The sequence below is a fragment of the Aurantimicrobium photophilum genome (assembly GCF_003194085.1).
Lineage (GTDB): Bacteria > Actinomycetota > Actinomycetes > Actinomycetales > Microbacteriaceae > Aurantimicrobium > Aurantimicrobium photophilum.
The window spans coordinates 1528766-1549064 of the sequence record NZ_CP023994.1 but is presented as its reverse complement, the minus strand read 5'-3'; the positions used below and the strand labels follow the sequence as shown (position 1 = coordinate 1549064).

Here is a 20299-nt window from a genome sequence, read left to right as displayed (position 1 = left end):
TTCACCTTCATTTGATCTTTTCTGGGTGGTCTTTCTCAGGGTTTATCTGTAGCGTTAACCATTCCGTTATCTTTCATCCCGCAGGGCACTAGCCCCGGGTCATGATTATGTGAGGAAAAGTTTTAGTGGTTCACGATTCCAACGACTTCTCTGCTGATAACCAGCAGAGCGCCTTGGGGAACCCAGAACAGCCCCTCACCCGACGTGAAATGCGTTTGCGTGAAGCACGATTGGCTGAAGAACGGCTCGCTGAAGAGCTAGAACGTCAGATGCAAGGTATGCGTACCCCATCTCGAGAACTGAGTATTCCGGCGGAAACCCAGATAGAAGAAGCCGTAGCTTCTTCGGTTGCTGCACCACCCGCATTTGCAGAAGAAGCACCACTGCGTCGACGAGATCTTCGTAATCGACCACCTCGTGCAGAAGAAGACGCCACTGCTGTCCTGCCAGAACCTGCACACGATGTTCCCGTGTTGACGGATCCTGTTCAGGCAGAGATGAACACGCCCGCTGAGGGAATACCTGTTATCCCCGCAAAGCCAGTGCTCACTGAGCCACCAGTGAATACTGCTCAATTACCTGCACCCATTTCACTCATTGCACAGGCTTCAACTCCTCGCACTCCTGCTCCAGTGGTCAAGGTGAGGTTGAAGCATAAGCGTCGCAGTACTGAACCAAAGATTGTTGCACCGAAGTCTCGCAAACGTCGCGGTGCACAGATTTTCAGCATGGTTGCCATGGCATTTGTTGCTGGTTTGGCTATTGCCACCAGCATTCCAGCCAATGCGCTGCTCTCTCCAGAAGACGTCGCGCTGCAGTCTGAGCAGGCCCGCCTGAGCACTATGGCCATTGGAGATGGGCAGACCGTTGAAGGCACGGGTGGTGATGTCAACGCCGGGCGTGACGGTGTGAGTGTGACAGCCGCACAGGCAGCTCCCACAGCTGGAGCTTATGCACCCAAGAAACTCAACGTGAACGTGCCTGTCTCTACTAACGGCATGCGCTGGCCGGTGGATGAAGTGAAAATTTCCTCACCCTACGGCCCTCGCAACTTGTTTGGAAGTTACAACTTCCACACCGGACTCGACATTGACCCTGCCTATGGCACCCCCATCTACTCAGTAGCTGATGGCATTGTGTCCCTGGTTGAAAACCCAGGTCCCACTTGTGGTGTGGCGGTATTCATTGAGCACAACGTTGATGGCACCAAGTTCACCAGTGTCTATTGCCACATGGCCCTGGGTTCTCCCACGGTCACCGCAGGGCAGACCGTCAAGAAGGGTGACTTCGTCGGAAATATCGGTCAGACCGGTCTTACCACCGGTCCTCACTTGCACCTCGAGATTCGAGTGGCAGATGCTCCGATTGACCCCTATTCATTCCTGGTGCAGCACGCAGGTATGGCACCGAACGAGGTTAGGCACTAAACCATCCAGACAGCACTTGCGGGTGTGAGAACACCAGAGCTGCTGTCAGCGCTGTCGAGAATGATGTCCCCGTCAGGCAACACAAAATCGTCTTGGCTGTAGTTGATGAATACCGTTACGTCACCATTGCGGAACCCCAGCACGTTTTCTGGCGTTCCTTCAATCCACTCAAGAATGCCGTCACCCAGCGCCCGATCCTTACGAATCGCCAGCGCTGCTTTGTAGAGCTCGAGGGTTGAGCCTGGAACGCCCTCTTGGAGGTCACGTGCAAAGTCGCGATAGACAGCAGGTTGTGGCAACCATGGTTCACCTGCAAGACCAAAGCCGTAGTTAGTGGCCTCTGCCTCCCAGGGGATTGGGACACGGCACCCATCGCGGCCATAGGACTCACCTGCGGTGCGGAAGAAAGTGGGGTCCTGACGCTTGTCATCAGGAATGTCCATTGCTTCAGGAAGTCCAAGTTCTTCACCCTGATACATATAGGTCACTCCGGGCAATGCCAGCATCATGGCTGATGCTGCACGGCCACGAGCTAGACCTAGTGCATTATCTGGCTTGGGTTCAGTCAGTGGCCCAATACCGGTGATGCGGTCAGCAGTTTTCGCGTTGGGATCCAGTGCAAGACGAGTTGCGTGACGTATCTGGTCATGGTTGGAGAGCACCCAGGTGCTGGGTGCGTCTACGGCATGGAATGCCGAAATGGAGTCCTTGATGACCTGACGCATCTGTTCGCCATTCCAGCGGGTCACCAGGAAGGGGAAGTTAAATGCTTGCTGCATCTCATCGGAACGAACCCACTTCGCCATCTTGGTGAGCGGTTCCACAAATGCCTCAGCGCAGAGAATGCGCTCGCCAGGATATTCCTCAAGCAGCTGGTGCCATTCACGATAGATCTCGTGGACACCCTCATGTCCGAAGTAGGGGTTGTCGGGACGAACCTCAGCGGGAGTATTCCAGTAGGCCTCGTCGCGTCGGAAATCAGGAAGACCCGGTGCCTTGGAGAGACCGTGAGCAACATCCACGCGGAACCCATCGACACCACGGTCTAGCCAGAAGCGCAGGATTTCGAGGAAGCGGTCACGAACCCAGCGGTTAGTCCAGTCGAAGTCAGGCTGGCTGGAGTCGAAGAGGTGCAAGTACCAATGACCAGGGGTGCCATCTGGGTTAGTGGTTCTAGTCCAGGCGGGACCGCCAAAGACAGACTCCCAGTTGTTGGGAGGAAGTTCACCGTTTACTCCCTTGCCTTCCCGGAACATGAAGCGGGCACGTTCTTCACTGCCTTCTCCGGCAGCAAGTGCTTCCACAAACCAGGGGTGCTCAGACGAGCAGTGGTTGGGAACCAAGTCAACAATGACCTTGAGGCCCAGGCCGTGAGCCGTGGACTCGAGAGTATCGAAGTCTGCAAGTGCGCCAAAGAGAGGGTCCACGTCACAGTAGTTGGCCACGTCATAACCAGCATCCTTTTGCGGGCTGGTCATAAAGGGGGAGAGCCAGATGGCGTCAACACCGAGTTCTTTGAGCTTGGGCAGGCGAGAAGTAATACCGGCGAGGTCACCAATTCCATCACCATTCGCATCCGCGAAGGAACGGGGGTAGATCTGGTAAATAACGGAGGAACGCCACCACTCTTTTTCACTCATGGAGCAAGTTTAGGCACGAGCGAAACTCCTGAGAACATCCCTGCGGTATGTCATCAACCGCCTTGTGTTTTTAGCATGCGCTCAGAGGTGATAATCTCTTACGGTGCCAATTTTCGAGGGGAACCTCGAAGGTATGGATACGCCCCGATAGCTCAGTGGTAGAGCACTTCCATGGTAAGGAAGGGGTCGCGAGTTCAATCCTCGCTCGGGGCCCGATCATTCTTCGACTGCTGCAGGGTAACCTGCCTCACCGGCGGATGTTCGTGGCTGGGTAGCTCAGCTGGTTAGAGCGCACGACTCATAATCGTGAGGTCGCGGGATCGAGCCCCGCTCCAGCTACGCCGTCAAAACCCCCTCATCGCGAGGGGGTTTTGTTTTGCTTCAGCGGCTAGCCAATTACCTGAGCGAACCACACGAACAGGGGTATTCCTACAATCAGGTTGAACGGGAAGGTAATCCCCAAGCTCGCTGTGAGATAGAAGCCTGGGTTTGCCTGGGGCAGGGAGAGCTTCACTGCAGCGGGCGCCGCGATGTATGACGCACTAGCGCACAGAATTCCAAACACCGCAGCTCCTCCAGCGCTCAGCCCAATCCAGGCCGCAAGTGCAACTCCTGCAAAGCCGGCAATCAGCGGAAAACCGAGTGCAAACACGAGCAATCCCCAGCCGGCCTGCGGCAGTTCTTTGAGGTGTGATCCAGCCTGAATTCCGAGCTGAAGGAGGAAGAGTGTGAGTATTCCCACAAACAGGCCGCCGAAGAACGGCTCCACTCGCTCGTAGCCGGTCTGGCCGCTGACGGCACCGATGACCAGACCGCCAACCAAGAGCAAGATGGACTTCCCAGTGAGCACTTCGTGCATGAGGGGACCCCAGCTTTGACCTTTGCTGGCCTTGCGGGCAAGGACAAGGCCCACAATCAGGCCGGGTACTTCCATGATGGCCAGCAGGGTGGGTAAGAAGCCTTCTGTTTCGAGCCCTAAGGATTCGACGAACATGAGCCCTGCCGTGAAGGTCACCAAGGAAGTCGAACCGTAGTGGGCGGCAATCGCCCCGCGATCGAGTTGACTCAGCGGGGTCAGTACCTTCAAGAGCGCGAAGGCGGCGATCGGAATCAAGAGCCCGACCGCGATGGCTAGGGCTATTGGTGCGGCGATCTGTGTGGGGTCTGCGTTGCGCAGACCCACACCGCCTTTGATGCCGATAGCGAGCAGGAGATAGATGGAGAGTGCGCTGAAGATCTGTGGTGGAATCTCGAGTTTGCTTCTGAGGCCAACAGCTATCAGACCCAACACGAAGGCCAGCACGGGGGGAGAAGTCAGGTTCGTGACAGCGAGTTGCAGAGATTCAAACATCTGATTCCAATCGGTTGACTGGAACAATAATACATGAAATACTTTTCCGTAATAACTTTTCTCTAATGAAGGTGGATCATGAACGTAGAACTCTGGATGTGGCTCGCAGTATGTGCTGGCATCATCGTGATGCTGTTGGTCGATCTCTTTGCCCACCGCAAGGCCCACGAGATCTCCCTGCGTGAAGCTGCGCTGTGGTCAGCTTTCTGGGTTGCCACCGGTGTGGGCTTCGGCGTTCTCATCTGGAACAGCTTCGGCGAGGAATACGGTCAGCAATACTTTGCTGGTTTCGTCATTGAGAAATCCCTCGCTATCGACAACGTCTTTATCTGGGCATTGATCTTCGCGGCATTTAGCGTGCCGAGGAAGTATCAGCACCGGGTGCTCTTCCTGGGTGTGCTGGGTGCGCTGATCTTCCGAGGCATCTTCATCGCGCTGGGATCAGTCATCCTCGAAAACTTTGCCTGGGTGCTCTACCTCTTCGCTGCCTTCCTCATCTATACCGGTATTCACATGCTGATCAAGCGCAACGAGCACTCAGACCCCACCCAAGGACGTTTCTATAAGTGGTTCTCTGCACGGGTGCCGAGCGTGAAGAAGTTCTACGGGCAGCGCCTCTTTGTGAGAATTGGTGGCACGTTATTCGCCACTCCACTGCTGTTGGTCCTAGTGCTGGTGGAGTTCACCGACATTATCTTCGCGGTGGATTCCATCCCTGCGATCTTCGCGGTGACGTCTGAATCGTTCCTGGTCTTCACCGCGAACGCCTTCGCACTTCTGGGTCTGCGCGCGATGTACTTCCTCTTAGCTGACCTGATGCACCGCTTTATCTATCTCAAGGTGGGGCTGGCCCTGGTGCTGGTCTGGGTCGGTATCAAGATGGGTCTGCACGACTTTGTGAAGGTGCCCAGTGGATTGTCTCTGACAGTGATTCTCACCATCCTGATGGCCGCGATTGTGGCGAGCCTGATTGTGAGCCGCAACAAGGAGGTTGTTCACGCTGAGCCAGCCCACAAGCAAGAATTCCCTGAAGCAACAGAGGCTGAGATTGCAGAATTGAAGCCACTGTGGCGCAGGTCTGTCAGGATGTAAGCATGGCTCAATGGACATTTCTCACTCACCACGGTCACGTGCTGGTTGCGGTTGCGCAATCAGCTGATCTCACGGTGGATCAGATTGCCGCCAAGGTGGGCATTACTGCTCGGGCAACCGCAGGAATCCTCACGGACTTAGTAGATGCTGGCTATGTGGAGAAGACCAAGGTTGGTCGCAACAACCACTACACCGTGCACGGTGAGATTCCCTTGCGTCACCCATTGAACAACAACACCACGATTGCGGAGTTGTTAGCTCTCTTTCAGTAAAGCGTGAGCTTCTCTCTGGTGCGTTAGTTCACAAAGAGTGGAACTAACGCGCCAGAGAAGACCTGCCAAGCCAGGACGCTCTTGGCGACCAAGCTGAGTGTGATGTAGGCACGTTCACCGCGAAGGTAGCTCTTCCAACCGCCAATTTGGCGATACTGCAAAACCTGGTTGATGGCGAAAGTGTTGAAGAACACGAAGAGTGAAATCACGATGCCATAGACAAAACCAGGAACCTCAGCTGCGCTGGTTGAGCCAGGCTGCAGGGTGTAGACGGCAATGATGATCCAGGGCACGATTCCGGTCATGGAGCCGAAGATGAATGGCAGGAACTTCTTGTTTCCTGGCTTCTCATACTTCTCCTGCAGTGCCCCGAACATGATCATGGAGGCGTTCACCGCGAAGATCGCAAACAGAGCAGCGAAGTCGGTAGCACCGTTGAGCTGAGCAATCAGCCAGATCATGACCGAGGAGCTCAGCGAATACTCTGTCCAGCGGAAGTAGTTGTGGTTGAGTTTCAAGCCATTGGCATAGCGCGTGAAGACACCAGGCAAAGAAATAAGGAAGTGGAAGAAAGCCGACATAAAGAGGAAGGCCACCACACCCAGGCCGAGGTTTATTTCAAACAGTGTGACCTGCTCCGTGGGGAGATCCACTCCGGGAGGGCCGGTCATGTAGTCGACCGTCACGGGGAACATAACCTGTGAACTGAGCTTGGTTAGCACGAATAGGAATGCCAGACCCTGGAGCAGGTGGATGGCACCCGCAACAATGTTGTAAACCCGCAGGCGTTTGATCTGTTCATCTTCGGAGCGAATCTTGCGAGCCATGATGCACCAGTCCTTTTGTGACCCTGAGACGGGCCGTCACTGTGCTCAGTCTGGCCTATATTTCCTGAGAAACCCACCCCTCTTGCCTGAGGATTTACAGGAGTACGTGAATGGGTAATGTGTAAGGCATGACCTCCTACACCGTCGTTGAGAAGTCCATCGCTCAGCTACGAGCTGATTTGGATGCTGGCGTGATCACAAGCGTTGAGCTTGTTGCTGCCTACCTGAATCGCATTGCCTTCTATGACCGCCATGGCATCACGCTCAACGCTGTTCCGATTCTGAATCCCGATCTCTTTGCTGAAGCTCGAGCAGCTGATGAGCGCCGTGCTCAGGGAAAGTCTCTGGGGTACCTCGACGGTATTCCCTATACAGCTAAGAACAGCTACAAGGTCAAGGGGTTGACGGTCGCTTCTGGCTCTCCTGCATTTGCGGATCTCATTGCCACCGATGACGCCTTCACCATTGCGCAATTGCGCAAAGCAGGCGCCGTTCTTATTGGTTTAACCAACATGCCACCGATGGCCAACGGCGGCATGCAGCGCGGACTCTATGGCCGCGCGGAAAGCCCGTATAACGCAGATTTCTTGACCGCTGCGTTTGGTTCAGGTTCTTCAAACGGTTCGGGCACCGCTACCGGCGCCAGCTTCGCTGCCTTTGGTCTGGGTGAAGAGACCTGGTCTTCTGGCCGTGCACCTGCCAATAACAATGGGCTCTGCGCATACACACCCTCCCGGGGAGTGATCTCAACCCGAGGCAACTGGCCACTTGTTCCCACCATGGATGTCGTGGTTCCTCACACGCGCACGATGGATGACATGCTCGCTGTGCTCGACCAGGTCGTGGGAGACGACTGGGAAGTGCGTGGAGACTTCTGGCGCATGCAGCCGTGGGTGAAGACCCCGAAGAGTTCTGAGCTACGCCCTGATTCCTATCCTGCTCTTGCAAACCCTCGTGCTCTCGAGGGCAAGCGTATTGCTATTCCACGGATGTATATCAACAAGGCTCCGGTCGACATTGTCCTCGATGACATTGATGTCATAGAGACCCGCGACTCTGTGGTGGAGCTCTGGCATCAAGCCAAAGCTGACCTCGAAGCTCTCGGTGCTGAGGTTGTGGAGACTGACTTCCCCGTGGTGACCAACTACGAAAGCCGTGGGCCAGAGGCGAAGAACCTCAAGGCTCGAGGTTTAGTGCCTGAACACTTTGCTGAGCATGAGCTGTGGGAGCTCTCCATGTTGGGCTGGCACGACTTCTTGGCTGCCAACAATGACCCCACACTTAACGCCTTGGCACAGGTCGACCCAGACAAGATCTTCCCCGTTCCTTCTGGTTCGGTGCCGGGTCGTTACGACGACCACCTGCATCGCTTTGCCCCCGAAGATGTTCCGTTAGAGGAGTATGTGGCCCGCGCTAAGCGAGACGGAGTTCCTGCTCTCGTGGATATTCCAGATATGGCTGAAGGTATTCCAGGGCTTGAGAAGGCACGCAAGCTTGACCTCGAAGACTGGATGGACGAACTCGGGCTCGATGCTGTTGTCTTCCCCGCTTCTGCTGATGTGGGCCCTGCTGATGCTGATGTCAATGACGCCTCAGCTGACCTGGCCTGGCGCAACGGAACCTGGGTTGCCAACGGCAACCTGGTTCCACGCCACCTGGGCATTCCTACTGTCACGGCACCCATGGGAATCATGAGTGACATCGGTATGCCAACCGGACTGACCTTCGCAGGTCGTGGCTATGACGACAGCAACCTCCTGGCTTATGCCTGGGCTTTCGATAACTACCGTAACCACCGCGTTGCCGCTCCTCGCACGCCTGAGCTTGCTGGAACTCACTGGGTCTCGCGCGATGTTGAGCAAGTAAGCCAGGCTCCCGAACTTCACGTCCTCGTCTCCATGGCACCTGCGGTCAATGGGATGGTACCCATCCACGTTGACGTGGCCACAGATGCAGCGGAGGTAATGGTTACCGTCAACGGTGTCCAGATTGCAGGTGTGGTGACCCCCTCTGGCTTCATCGCCGAGACGTTGGTCCCCGAGTCTGAGCACACTCGCCTGCACTCGGAATGGCGAGGAGGTTATGGCTCCGTGATTGTTGCCCTAGCTAAGTCGGGCAACACTGTTGTTGGCCACTACGACGTCGTGGGTGGCGTGGCCTAAGCCAGAGAGTCTCGCCAGGCTGAGTGCAGACTGGCAAACTTGCCGGTGCCGGCAATGAGTTCCTCAGGGGAACCGTCCTCGATGATTTCGCCATGCTCCATCACGAGCACACGGTCAGCAATCGACACCGTCGAGAGTCGGTGAGCAATGATGATTGCGGTGCGATCAGCGAGCAAGGTTTGTAGCCCCCGCTGAACCAGTCGCTCGCTTGGGATGTCGAGAGATGCAGTTGCCTCATCCAAGATCAGCACGGTGGGGTCTGCAATGAATGCGCGCGCGAAAGAGAGCAGCTGACGTTGTCCTGCGGACAAACGACCACCGCGCTTGTTCACGTCAGTGTCGTAGCCTTCCGGCAATCTCATGATGAAATCATGAGCACCCACAGCCTTGGCAGACGCCTCAATTTCTTCCTGCGTTGCTCCAGGTTTACCAAGGCCAATGTTGTCGGAAACCGAACCTGAAAACAAATAGGACTCTTGGGTCACCATGACGATGGCTCGGCGGAGATCCTTGTTGGCTAGGTCACGCAGGTCGATGTCATCCAGGCTGACGGTTCCCTGGCTGGGGTCATAAAAACGTGCCACCAACTTTGCCAGGGTGGACTTCCCAGCGCCGGTGGTTCCCACCAAAGCGATGGTCTGTCCTGCTGGGATGTGGAGATCAAGTTGGGGAAGAACGATGGTCTCGTCGTTATATCCAAATCGAACCTGGTTGAAGTCCAGCTTGCCCTTGGGGTGAACCAGAGGAGTCGGATTGAGCGGCTCCACCACGGTGGCCTTCTCTTCGAGCATGCCCGAGACCTTCTCCAACGCAGAGGACGCGTTCTGGAAGGAGTTATAGAACATGGCTAGTTCTTCCATCGGTTCAAAGAACCGGCGGGTGTAGAGAACAGCTGCAAGAAGTACGCCGACCTCCATAGCGCCGTTGGCCACACGGAACGACCCCAGAATCAAGACGGCAGCCAGGGTGAAGACACCAATGACTTTGAGGCCGGGGTCATAGGTTCCAAAGAGGCGAATGACTTTGCGGTTTGCTTCCCGGTAGTCGTCGACGGCGAGGGCGTAGCTCTTTTCGTTGCGCTCTTCCCGGCGGAATGCTTTCACGGCACGGATACCGGTCATGGTTTCCACGAACTGCACAATCAACCGTGCCGAGAAGGTGCGGGCTTCACGGAACTGCTTCTTGGAGGTGTTGGAGAACCAGCGGGTGAGGAAGAATGCAGGAATCAAAGCAATGAGCAGCGGAAGCGCACTTGAAGGATCCAGTGCAATCAACGCGCCTGCCGTGAACGTCATGAGCAAGATGCCGCGGAACAGGTTGCTGATTCCGCCATCGAGCAGTTCACGCAAGGTTTCGATGTCACTGGTTTGACGAGCAATGACGCGGCCCGAGGTGTAGTTTTCGTGGAAGCTCATACTGAGGTTTTGGGTGTGCTGGAAGACACGTTCACGCAGGTCAATCAATACCGTTTGGCTCAGCACCGCAGAAGAGCGCATATAGACGGCCATCATGGTCGAGCTGACAATCGCGGTGAGCACATACGCACTCACAATCAATTGCGCAGGTAACCAATTGTGGTTCTGCACAACCTGGGACAAGCCCTGGTCAATTCCTAGTGCCAACAGCGTGGGCCCGGCAACCTGCGCTGCCGTGCTGACCACCACAACAACGAGCGTCCAATACAAACGCACCCGCACAGGGTGAAGCAGGGACTTCAGTAACGAAAGCGAGCGCTGGCGCAGGCGCTTTCCTTCCTGTTTCGTGAAGTCGGAGCGTTCTTCACCGGTTACTCCGCGAACTCCGGCAATCGTCATCGCTTTTCCTCCTCGAGGGAAGCAATCACGTTGCGGTATTCGGGGCAGCGCGCGAGAAGTTCAGCGTGGGTGCCTACGTCCAGGATTTTGCCGTTATGCAAGAGAGCAACACGATCCGCCAGCATCACTGTGGAGGGTCGGTGCGCCACAATGAGCGCTGTGGTGGTGCCCAGTACTTCACGCAGTGCCTTCTCGACAGCAGCCTCGGTGGTGACATCAAGTGCGGAGAGAGGGTCATCCAGCACCAAGATGCTGGGCTGGACGGCAATGGCTCTCGCTAAAGCCAAACGCTGACGCTGGCCGCCGGAGAGACTCAGGCCTTCCTCGCCGATCTTGCTTTCGACTCCCTTGGGCAAACTTCGGGCAAAGTCTGCTTGAGCAATGTCGAGTGACTCCTGCAGGAGGGCTTCACCCTCGGCTAGGAGCACAGGGTTCTCGGTGTTGGTGAGATCTTCACGGCCCAGCAAGACGTTGTCTCGCACGGATATGGAGAACAATGTGGCATCTTCAAAGGCCATGGCCACGCGGGTGCGCAGGCTTTCAATGCCCACGTCTCTGATGTCCGCACCATCAATCAGAATGCGACCGCCGGTGACATCAAAGAGTCTGGTGGTCAGGGCGGTGAGGCTTGTCTTGCCGCATCCGGTCAGGCCCACCAGTGCCATGGTTTCACCTGGCTTTATCGTCAGGTTGACTCCATCCAGCAGATCAGGAACATGTGCGGGGGAATCTTCGTAACGGAAGTGCACATCGTCAAAGACGAGTTCACCTGGACCAGCTGGAACATCTTTCGCATCCCGCACTTCGAGGATCTCGATGGGGGTGTCCATCACTTCGTGGAAGCGGTTCAGCGAGCTGGCTGCCTCAATAGAAATTGAAAGCATGGGTGCAATGGACTGCATCGGTCCCTTGAGCAGGGCTGCCGTGGCAAAGAACGCGATGAGAGTTCCCACCGAGACAATGCCTTGCTCAGCTTCGATGATGCCGATGAGCAACGTGATGGCAAATCCCAGGTCGGGAATCAGTAGCATCCAGAACCACATCTGGCCATTGGCCTTGCCCTTGGCAAGTTCGGTGCCGCGCAAGATATTGGCCTGCTCGAGGAATTCTTCGAGAGCTTCACCGGCTCGACCAAAAGACTTCAGCACGCGGATGCCGTGAACCGACTCTTCAATGGACGTGGCTAAATCACCCTGCTGGTCTTGAGAGTTCCTGGCCAACGTGGTGAAAGTGCGCTGGAAACGCAAGCTGATGATGATCAGGGGGAGTGAGCAGATTAGGAAGATGGCGCCCAGCACAGCATTGAAAGCAAAGAGGAGGGTGAAGCCCGCCACGAGCATGATGGTGCTCGTGACGAGCTGCACCAAGGCGAAGGAAATCCATCTGCGCACGGTGCTAATGTCACCCATGGCGCGTGAGAGCAGCTGGCCGCTTTGCCACTTGTCATGGAAAGAAACCGGAAGCTTTTGCAGGTGGACATAGATGGCATTGCGCATCTTGCCCTCGAGGTGAACGCCGGGAGCTAAGGTGATCCAGCGGCGCAGATAGATGAAGATCACTTCGGCCATACCCAGGCCGAAGATCACAGCGACACCAGGCACAATTTGTGCCACGTCGCCCGTGCTCAGTGGGTTGTCCACGAGCCAGCGCAGGGCGAAGGGAATGGTCAATGCGGTGGCTACGGCAGCTAGAGAAACGAAGATGCCGACAAAGAGGAGGGGCAGGGCGCCTTGCACGAATGGGTACACCCGACGCAGGCTGCTGAATGTGCTCAGCTGACCGCTCTGCTGCTGGGTAATTGCCACGCTGCTCCTGTGCTTCGACCTCTCAATGTACCAACTCGGGAAGTGGCACAGTTATTCCTCACGTGAGGGGAACGTCCAGTAGGCGGGACATACTCGTCGACTCGACCCTGTGAGGGAGTGGGGCCCGTTTGTATCCTAAAGACATGAATCACAATCTCCGCTTAGGCGATGAACGTCGTGATGTTCTCCAGGCAACCTTCGACACCGTGACGCAGGTCTGGGAAGGTTTCGATAAAGCACGTGAGAGTGAGCCAGAACTCACCGCCGCCACCGCGGCGTTGTTGGCAGAGACCCTGCCCGAACAGGGCATGATTCACACAGACGCTCTAGGTCAGGCTGTAGATGTCCTCGATCAGTCGCTGGCACAATCGCGCCCCCGCTTCCTGGCCTATATCGGCTCCAGCGGCCTCGAAATTGGAGCCGTGGCAGACTTCCTGGCTGCCTCCTATGACATCAACTTGGCTGTTGATGCCCGTGCCGCTTCCACCCTTGAAGTGCAAACCAGTAAGTGGTTAGGGGAGTTCATTGGTTTCCCCAATGCTCGGGGACTCTTCACCTCCGGGGGAACGGTGAGTAACATCACTGCGCTCGCCGCAGCTCGTCATCGTGCTGTTCCTGAGTCTCGTGAGATGGGTAACACCGGCCCCATGGCGGTCTATGTTTCCAGCGAAGCCCACTACTCCAACAAGCGCGCTGTGGAACTGTTGGGCCTGGGCACCCGTGCGGTGCGATCTATTGCGATTGATGAGCAACACCGCATGGTCCCTGCTGCTCTGGAAGAGCAGATCAGGGCAGATATGGCTGCTGGTGTGAAGCCGATGTGCATCATTGCCAGTGCAGGAACCACCTTGACTGGCGCGATTGATCCTCTGCGCGAGATTGCCCGCATTGCCCAGACTTACAACATCTGGATGCACGTCGATGGTGCCTATGGTGCTCCTGCTGCGGGTACGGATGTTGCTCGTGACCTCTTTGATGGCATTGAGTTGGCTGACTCGGTCACTATCGATGCACACAAATGGTTGTTTGTGCCGAAGGCCTGTTCGATTGTGCTGGTCAAGGATTACGCAGCCTTGGCAGCAACCTTTGGCCACAACGAGGCCTACATGCCGCACGAGGGTGAAGAGCCCAACCCCGTTGATGTGACGCTGGAGTATTCGCGTCCGCTACGTGCACTCAAACTGTGGCTTGGCTTCAAGGCTCATGGTGCATCAGAGTTCCGCTCTGCCATCACGAAGAACATTGAGCTGGCTCAGGAAACCTATTCACGTGCCAGCGTGAATGCGTCTTTCCGTGTTCTGCATCACCGTCCGCAACTTTCCATCGTTCCCTTGCAACACATTCCTCACGGCATGACCGACCCCGAACAGATCAGCAAGCACAACGCAGCGCTGTGTTCTGCCATAGAGAAGGACGGCCGAGTCTTCCTCTCGCCCGCTGTGATCGATGGCGAGACGTGGTTGCGTCCCTGCTTCACCAACTTCCGCACTGAGCTCAGTGACGTCGATGTCCTCTTCGAGGTCATCGAGGACCTGGGCAACAAGCGCTGAGGCAGAAGTATTCGTTCTGGCAGTGACAGACTTGAGACTATGAGTAAAGCCATTGTTGTCTCCGAGTTCGGTGACTCTTCAGTCCTGAACTACACCGAGGTTGAAGCCCCTGTTGCGGGTCCCGGACAGGTGCTTGTGCGTATGCGTGCGACCGGTGTGAACTTCATTGAGATCTACCAGCGCAAGGGCATCTACTCCATCCCGCTTCCCCACATCTTGGGTGCTGAAGGCATGGGAACAATCGAAGCTCTCGGCGAAGGTGTAACCAACCTGGAGGTTGGTCAGCGCATTGTCTTCACTGACGGCATCTCGACCTATGCAGAGTTCGCTCTCGTTCCTGCGGAGAAGGCACTGCATATTCCCGCAGGCATGGATGACCTCACTGCGGCTGCTCTTCCCTTGCAGGGCATGACCGCGCACTATCTGGCATCTTCGACCTTCCCGCTGGGACCTGAGCACACTGCCCTGGTTCATGCCGGAGCCGGTGGTGTTGGCCTGCTGCTGATACAACTGGCCAAGCTGCGCGGTGCTCGTGTGTTCACCACCGTCTCCGATGAACACAAGGCAGAGCTTGCTCGTGCTGCTGGTGCAGACGAGGTGCTGGACTATGAGGGCTTTGATGTTCGGGTTCGTGAGCTCACCAATGGACGCGGTGTTGATGTGGTCTATGACGGTGTTGGCCAGGCCACCTTTGATCGCTCACTCATGTCTCTGGCTATCCGTGGGACCATGGTGCTCTTCGGGGCAGCGTCTGGTCCTGTTCCGGAATTCGATCTGCAGCGCCTGAATTCCGGCGGTTCGCTGTTTATTACTCGACCCACACTGTGGAATTACTTGTTAACGGCCGAAGAGCGCAATTGGCGCTGGGGCGAGCTCACAGAAGCCGTGGTTGCGGGGAAACTTGACGTGCGCATTGGTGGCACCTACCCGTTGGCAGAGGCTGCACAGGCTCAAGACAACTTGGCTGGGCGCAAAACCACCGGCAAACTTTTATTACTTCCTTGAGTTAACAGAAATAAGGCAATGATGAACAAGGGCGAATACCAGATCCTGCACCGCCAGTCCACGGACTACGACAGGACTCTGCTCAGTGACGAAGGCGTTGAATCGGTCACCCTCGGTGAGCACACCTTCACTTCGGTCTCTCCTGAGGCACTCGAGCTCTTGGCCTACACCGCCTATAAGGAAATCAACTACTACCTGCGCCCAGCACACCTCGCCCAGCTGCGCAAAATCTTGGAAGACCCTGAAGCATCGGGCAATGACAAGTACGTGGCCCTAGACCTACTCAAGAACGCTAACGTGGCTTCCGGTGGTGTGCTGCCCATGTGTCAAGACACTGGCACGGCACTGGTCATGGCCAAGCGCGGTCACCGCATTCTGACCGATGGTCGTGATGCTGAATACATCACGAACGGTATTGCCAAGGCGTACCACGACCTCAACCTGCGCTACTCGCAGATGTCTCCCACCTCGATGTGGGAAGAAGTCAACACCGGCACCAACCTGCCTGCTGAAGTGGATATCTCACTGACCAAGGGCGACAGCTATGAATTTCTCTTCATGGCCAAGGGTGGTGGTAGTGCGAACAAGACCTTCCTCTACCAAGAGACCAAGGCTGTTCTGGAAGAGACCCGTCTGTTGGAGTTCCTGCGCGAGAAGATCGCCAGCCTGGGAACCGCAGCATGCCCCCCGTATCACTTGGCCGTTGTCATTGGTGGAACCTCGGCTGACTACGCAGTGAAGACAGCTAAGTTAGCCTCCACCCACTATCTCGACTCGCTTCCCACCGAAGGTGGCAAGGAGGGTCAGGGATTCCGTGACCTCGAGTTCGAACAGAAGGTCTTCGAACTGACCAAAACCATTGGTTTTGGTGCGCAGTTCGGCGGTAAGTACTTCTGCCACGACGTTCGTGTTATTCGTCTTCCTCGCCACGGCGCTTCGCTGCCGATTGCCATTGCTGTTTCCTGCTCGGCTGACCGTCAGCTCCTGGCCACCATCAACTCTGAGGGTGTCTTCATTGAAGAGCTTGAACATGACCCAGCACGCTTCATTCCTGAAACAGGTCTTGAGGAAATCGAGCAGGCTTCACCAGGTGTTCCCATCAACTTGAACCAGCCGATGGAGGAGATCCTCAAGGAGCTCTCCGCCTGCTCTATTGGCACGCGTGTGATGTTGACCGGAACCATTGTGGTGGCCCGTGATATTGCTCACGCACGCATGCGTGAACGCCTGGAGCGGGGTGAAGGGTTGCCCGACTACGCCAAGGATCACCCCATCTACTATGCAGGTCCGGCAAAGACCCCCGAAGGTCTACCTACGGGTTCCTTCGGACCCACCACCGCTGGTCGTATGGACAGCTATGTGGAGGAGTTCCAGAAGGCTGGTGGCTCCATGGTCATGTTGGCCAAGGGAAACCGCTCCTCGGTGGTGACCAAGGCCTGTGGCACCTATGGCGGCTTCTACCTCGGTTCTGTGGGTGGCCCTGCTGCTCGCCTGGCTCAAGACAGCATTCGCTCGATGGAGATCATTGACTACCCCGAGCTGGGTATGGAAGCTGTCTACAAGATCGAGGTGGAGAACTTCCCTGCCTTCGTTGTTGTCGATGACAAGGGCAATGACTTCTTCACGATGGATCAAAAGAAGCCCATTCTGCTGGGCCCCACCCGCACGGCCTAGTAGCTTCCAGACACACAAAAGGGGCGCCCATCTTATGCAGATGAGCGCCCCAGTTTTGTGTACTGGTTAGGACAGAATGTCCTCGGTCAGTGCAGCCTTTTCCTTACCCTGGACTGCAGCGACAATGAAGCCGATGATTCCAGCGATGAAGGGCAGCAGCACCAGGAACCAGCCGAGGGGGCTCAGTGCCCATGCGCTTTCAGGAAGCGATGGGTCCACGCCGTCGGCAACAGTTCCAGCCAGCAGGTTGAAGCGGCTCATCAGCAGGTACTCACCGAGTACGAGACCAATTGCTGCCAGGGCAGGAGCAATCTTGCCCTGCCATGCATTCGCACCGCTGTTCTTAGCGAAGTAAGCGATGACCGCAACGCTGACCAAGATTTCAACCAAGATGATCGAGATGGCGGTGATGGCCGACATCCAGAAGAACAGGTTGAGTACGGGGTCAAGCTGAGCCACTGCGAAGATCACGATGACAACGAGAGCAATGATCGAGGTGAGGATGACACCTGCACGAGGAGCACCCGCCTTGTTCACGTGAGCGAAGCGCTCTGACAAGATGCCACCGCGACCCATAGCGAAGAAGTAACGAGCAGTTGCGTTCTGGAATGCGAGCAAACCAGCGAACAGGCTCGAGACAACGAGCCAGCTCATGATGGTAACCATCCAGCCGCCGACGTACTGGTCTGTCAGTGAGAACAGAACAGCTGCGGGGTCAGCCAGTGGCACACCCTCGATGGATGAACGCTCAATGACCTGGTCGAAGATTGCGTTAGCGCCCATGCCGGTAACCATGGCGAAAGACACCACTGCGAAGAGTGCAGTGATGATTCCGATAGCCCAGTAGGTTGCGCGACGAACGGTCTTCTTAGGGTCGACGGATTCTTCGCCGTAGATAGCAGTTGCTTCAAAACCAATGAAGGAAGCGAAAGCGAAAGCAATAGCGATACCTGCACCGCCGCCGAAGCCACCTGCGAAGATCTGGTCAGGAGCGAAAGATGCACCAATGTTCCAGCCCTCAGGACCGCCGTTAGCAAGGATTGCAATGGCAGTGATGATGAGCGAAAGAAGTTCCAGAATCATGAGGGTGCCGAGAACCTTGGCTCCGACATCAACACTCAGAAGTGACAATGCGGTCACAAGAGCCCATGCAAGGATGCTCCAGACATACCATGGCAGTTCAAGTCCGAGGGCAGCCATCTGGCCGGAAAGAATCGCACCGAAGAAACCGTAGATGGCCAGCTGAATGGTGACATATCCCACGATGGAGATGAATGCGGACGCAACACCGGCTTTGATGCCGAGGCCACGGCCGACGTAAGCGAAGAAAGCACCAGTGTTGGTGACCTTGTGCGCCATGGCGGTGTAACCAACGCTGAACAAGAGCAGGACGATGCCCACGGCGAGGTAAGCGCCTGGGGCGGCTGCGCCGTTACCGGCGAGCATGGCGACAGGAACAGCACCTGTCATGCCCACGAGGGGCGCGGAAGCTGCGACGACGAAGAAGACGATTCCCAGGACGCCAAGACGTCCCTTCTTTAGGGAGGTGTCTTCAGCCGTTTGCGCGGTTGACATCATTGATCTCCTCATTGAGTTCATATCCATAATCGTTCGGATAGAAACGATTTTCTAACTTTCCCAATAAATAAGGTCGACGTCAAGCCAAACAGTGCATTTTCGCCTAAACGTTATGTTTCGAAAATATGTTTGTTTGGATACGAATGACCATATAATCTTGTCCTATGACTGAACTCAAAGGTTTTCTTGCGCCCAAGACCCCAACCGGGAAGAGCGCCATCATTCCCGAGATGCCGTGGCACTACTCCGGAACGCTACTCACTGTCGAGTACCTGACCGATCCTGCCAACGTGCGCGCCATTCTTCCTCCCGAACTCGAGCTTGCCGACGAAGAGCCCGGTGCTGTGGCACTGATTTGGGCTGACTGGCAGTCCTGCTCTGACGACTTCGAAGAACTTCTCGATCCCGATCGCTCGCAGTACATGGAAACCTTCGTGGTTGTCCGCTGCAAGTACGAAGGCGTCACCTACAGTCGCTGCGTGGCCATCTGGGTAACCAAGGACTTCGCTATGGCTCGTGGCTGGTTCCAGGGCTACCCCAAGAAGCTAGGATCCATGCATTCCACTCGCGTCTACAACCGAGGTAAGGCAACCCCCACCCTCGAAGCAGGCGCCAAGTTCGGTGCAAGCCTGGCCGCTTATGACCACCGTCTCGCTTCAGCAAAGGTGACCCTCACCGGTCCCGTCGAAAGCAACGGTTTCGTCAACGGTCACAAGATGCTTCACAACCGCTGGGTTCCATCGATCACCCCAGGTGCTGGTAACTCTCTTGACCAACTCATCACAATGGGTGGCGTTGACCTTGACCTCGGTCAGGCCTGGGGCGGAACCGCAGAGTTGACTCTCGGAGATTCGCAGTGGGACGAGCTGGGCTCAATCTTGCCTGTTGAGAAAATCCTGGGTGGCTACTTCCGTGAGGTTGGCACAACCTTCAACGGGGGAACCCTCGTCGCCGACCTAGGTTCAAACCCCAGCATCTAACTTTCCCTCTCGATGCGCAGAAGTACCGGTAACTATCACCGGTATCGTTGAACTGTGATTAAGCAGCCTGCCCACATCGAGAACATCCCTGCCTATAAGCCAGGGAAGTCCACCGTGGACGGCTGGGATGGTCCGGTGTACAAACTCTCGTCGAACGAGAACCCTTACCCGCCCCTTCCCTCGGTCATCCAAGCTATTACGGATGCAGCATCCACGATGCACCGCTATCCCAACATGGCAGCACCTGTGCTCACGGCAGCTTTGGCCCAGCGTCTGGGTGTGAAGGAATCAGAACTCGCCTTTGGCACGGGATCTGTCGAAGTTGCCGGTCAACTCATTCGTGCCTTCGCTGGTCACGGGGATGAAGTGATGTATGCCTGGCGTTCCTTCGAGGCGTATCCCATCTTGGTGCGCGGAGCCGGGGCTACTCCGGTGGAGGTTCCTCTCACTGCTGATCACCGGCATGATCTTCCCGCGATGATTGCGGCGATTACCCCTGCCACCAAACTCATCTTCATCTGCACGCCCAACAACCCCACCGGAACAGCCGTGGGACATGAAGAGCTGCGAGCATTCCTTGCACAGGTTCCCCCGCACATACTCGTCGTCATCGACGAAGCGTACGTGCACTTCCAGAACGATCCTGATGCTGCCCGTGGTTTGGAGCTCTACCGTGAGTTCCCCAACGTTGCAGTTCTTCACACCTTCTCCAAGGCCTACGGCCTTGCCGCTCTGCGTCTTGGCTACACCGTTGCACGCCCCGAGGTGATGGAAGGTCTTGCCAAAGTCGCTTTGCCCTTTGGCGTGACCGACATTGCTCAGGCTGCCGGTGTGGCATCACTATTGGCAGAGCCTGAACTACAGGCACGCATTGATGTTCTTCTCGAAGAACGCGCCAAGCTTGAGGCCTACCTCGCCACCACCGACTGGGACGCTCCTGCCTCGCAGGCTAACTTTGTGTGGCTTGCAGCAGGGGAAGAAACCGATGCCCTTCAGGCTCACCTGATGAGCCGCGGCATCATTGGTCGGGCCTTTAGCGGCACCGGAATCCGCATCTCAGTGGGATCCCCTGAAGCCAACGAGGCATTGGTGGAGGCACTCGGTTCGTATAACCGAGGCTAG

General features: G+C 56.2%; 14 protein-coding genes, 2 tRNA genes and 1 pseudogene. 11 read left to right on the top strand and 6 right to left on the bottom strand.

The genetic code is table 11. The features are described from left to right. Positions 1 to 125 precede the first annotated feature (125 nt). Positions 126 to 1427: a M23 family metallopeptidase gene (locus AURMO_RS07745; protein ID WP_110234615.1), complete on the top strand. Its 1302-nt coding sequence runs from the start codon at positions 126 to 128 to the stop codon at positions 1425 to 1427. Here AURMO_RS07745 and AURMO_RS07740 read toward each other — a convergent pair. Beyond that, on the bottom strand, positions 1424 to 3067 hold the full coding sequence (locus AURMO_RS07740; protein WP_110234614.1) for a glycoside hydrolase family 13 protein: 1644 nt from the start codon (positions 3065 to 3067) through the stop codon (positions 1424 to 1426). The genes AURMO_RS07745 and AURMO_RS07740 overlap by 4 nt on opposite strands. A 141-nt stretch (positions 3068 to 3208) precedes the next feature. Between AURMO_RS07740 and AURMO_RS07735 the strand changes: the two genes are divergently transcribed. Further along, positions 3209 to 3280 (top strand) — tRNA-Thr (locus AURMO_RS07735). Between the two features lie 52 nt (positions 3281 to 3332). Continuing rightward, positions 3333 to 3406 (top strand) — tRNA-Met (locus AURMO_RS07730). Between the two features lie 49 nt (positions 3407 to 3455). Here AURMO_RS07730 and AURMO_RS07725 read toward each other — a convergent pair. After that, complete coding sequence (locus tag AURMO_RS07725; protein WP_110234613.1) at positions 3456 to 4418, bottom strand: sodium-dependent bicarbonate transport family permease; 963 nt, start codon at positions 4416 to 4418, stop codon at positions 3456 to 3458. Between the two features lie 78 nt (positions 4419 to 4496). On the opposite strand from AURMO_RS07725, the gene AURMO_RS07720 reads away from it, so the two are divergent. Together AURMO_RS07720 and AURMO_RS07715 are read left to right on the top strand one after the other, a co-directional pair. Continuing rightward, positions 4497 to 5510, top strand: coding sequence for a TerC family protein (locus AURMO_RS07720; protein WP_110234612.1), 1014 nt, complete (start codon positions 4497 to 4499; stop codon positions 5508 to 5510). Between the two features lie 2 nt (positions 5511 to 5512). Next, positions 5513 to 5782 carry a helix-turn-helix transcriptional regulator gene (locus AURMO_RS07715; protein ID WP_110234611.1) on the top strand — a complete coding sequence of 90 codons (270 nt, stop codon included), beginning with the start codon at positions 5513 to 5515 and terminating at the stop codon, positions 5780 to 5782. Positions 5783 to 5805: 23 nt separating this feature from the next. On the opposite strand, the gene heR is transcribed toward AURMO_RS07715, so the two are convergent. Further along, complete coding sequence (gene heR / locus AURMO_RS07710; protein ID WP_110234610.1) at positions 5806 to 6609, bottom strand: heliorhodopsin HeR; 804 nt, start codon at positions 6607 to 6609, stop codon at positions 5806 to 5808. A 128-nt stretch (positions 6610 to 6737) separates the two neighbouring features. Between heR and AURMO_RS07705 the strand changes: the two are divergent. Next, positions 6738 to 8435 (top strand): annotated as a pseudogene (locus AURMO_RS07705) (amidase); the annotation flags it as partial. Positions 8436 to 8767: 332 nt separating this feature from the next. On the opposite strand, the gene AURMO_RS07700 reads toward AURMO_RS07705, so the two are convergent. Both AURMO_RS07700 and AURMO_RS07695 read right to left on the bottom strand, forming a co-directional pair. Beyond that, a complete protein-coding gene (locus AURMO_RS07700; protein ID WP_110234608.1) occupies positions 8768 to 10585 on the bottom strand; it encodes an ABC transporter ATP-binding protein in 1818 nt (605 codons plus the stop codon). Continuing rightward, entirely contained in the window at positions 10582 to 12384 is a 1803-nt protein-coding gene (locus AURMO_RS07695) for an ABC transporter ATP-binding protein (protein WP_110234922.1), read from the bottom strand. Before AURMO_RS07695 ends, AURMO_RS07700 begins: the two co-directional genes overlap by 4 nt. Positions 12385 to 12533: 149 nt before the next feature. On the opposite strand from AURMO_RS07695, the gene AURMO_RS07690 reads away from it, so the two are divergent. From AURMO_RS07690 to AURMO_RS07680, 3 genes are read left to right on the top strand one after another with little or no spacing between them, the layout of a single operon-like run. Further along, entirely contained in the window at positions 12534 to 13940 is a 1407-nt protein-coding gene (locus tag AURMO_RS07690) for a pyridoxal phosphate-dependent decarboxylase family protein (protein WP_110234607.1), read from the top strand. 39 nt (positions 13941 to 13979) lie between these two features. After that, on the top strand, positions 13980 to 14945 hold the full coding sequence (locus tag AURMO_RS07685) for a quinone oxidoreductase family protein (protein WP_110234606.1): 966 nt from the start codon (positions 13980 to 13982) through the stop codon (positions 14943 to 14945). A gap of 21 nt (positions 14946 to 14966) precedes the next feature. Next, a complete protein-coding gene (locus tag AURMO_RS07680) occupies positions 14967 to 16619 on the top strand; it encodes a FumA C-terminus/TtdB family hydratase beta subunit (protein ID WP_239406890.1) in 1653 nt (550 codons plus the stop codon). A gap of 66 nt (positions 16620 to 16685) precedes the next feature. On the opposite strand, the gene AURMO_RS07675 is transcribed toward AURMO_RS07680, so the two are convergent. Then, a complete protein-coding gene (locus tag AURMO_RS07675) occupies positions 16686 to 18194 on the bottom strand; it encodes an APC family permease (protein WP_239406820.1) in 1509 nt (502 codons plus the stop codon). 167 nt (positions 18195 to 18361) lie between these two features. On the opposite strand from AURMO_RS07675, the gene AURMO_RS07670 reads away from it, so the two are divergent. Together AURMO_RS07670 and hisC are read left to right on the top strand one after the other, a co-directional pair. Then, positions 18362 to 19177: an acetoacetate decarboxylase family protein gene (locus AURMO_RS07670; protein ID WP_110234603.1), complete on the top strand. Its 816-nt coding sequence runs from the start codon at positions 18362 to 18364 to the stop codon at positions 19175 to 19177. Between the two features lie 54 nt (positions 19178 to 19231). Then, the gene (gene hisC, locus AURMO_RS07665; RefSeq protein WP_239406819.1) at positions 19232 to 20299 is read left to right on the top strand and encodes a histidinol-phosphate transaminase; all 1068 of its coding nucleotides are present in this window, start codon (positions 19232 to 19234) and stop codon (positions 20297 to 20299) included.

Coding starts and splice junctions, on each gene's coding strand:
- AURMO_RS07740 (WP_110234614.1), bottom strand. CDS start 3,067: ATGAGTGAAAAAGAGTGGTGGCGTTCCTCCGTTATTTACCAGATCTAC.
- AURMO_RS07725 (WP_110234613.1), bottom strand. CDS start 4,418: ATGTTTGAATCTCTGCAACTCGCTGTCACGAACCTGACTTCTCCCCCC.
- AURMO_RS07720 (WP_110234612.1), top strand. CDS start 4,497: ATGAACGTAGAACTCTGGATGTGGCTCGCAGTATGTGCTGGCATCATC.
- AURMO_RS07715 (WP_110234611.1), top strand. CDS start 5,513: ATGGCTCAATGGACATTTCTCACTCACCACGGTCACGTGCTGGTTGCG.
- heR (WP_110234610.1), bottom strand. CDS start 6,609: ATGGCTCGCAAGATTCGCTCCGAAGATGAACAGATCAAACGCCTGCGG.
- AURMO_RS07700 (WP_110234608.1), bottom strand. CDS start 10,585: ATGACGATTGCCGGAGTTCGCGGAGTAACCGGTGAAGAACGCTCCGAC.
- AURMO_RS07690 (WP_110234607.1), top strand. CDS start 12,534: ATGAATCACAATCTCCGCTTAGGCGATGAACGTCGTGATGTTCTCCAG.
- AURMO_RS07685 (WP_110234606.1), top strand. CDS start 13,980: ATGAGTAAAGCCATTGTTGTCTCCGAGTTCGGTGACTCTTCAGTCCTG.
- AURMO_RS07680 (WP_239406890.1), top strand. CDS start 14,967: ATGAACAAGGGCGAATACCAGATCCTGCACCGCCAGTCCACGGACTAC.
- AURMO_RS07675 (WP_239406820.1), bottom strand. CDS start 18,194: ATGTCAACCGCGCAAACGGCTGAAGACACCTCCCTAAAGAAGGGACGT.
- AURMO_RS07670 (WP_110234603.1), top strand. CDS start 18,362: ATGACTGAACTCAAAGGTTTTCTTGCGCCCAAGACCCCAACCGGGAAG.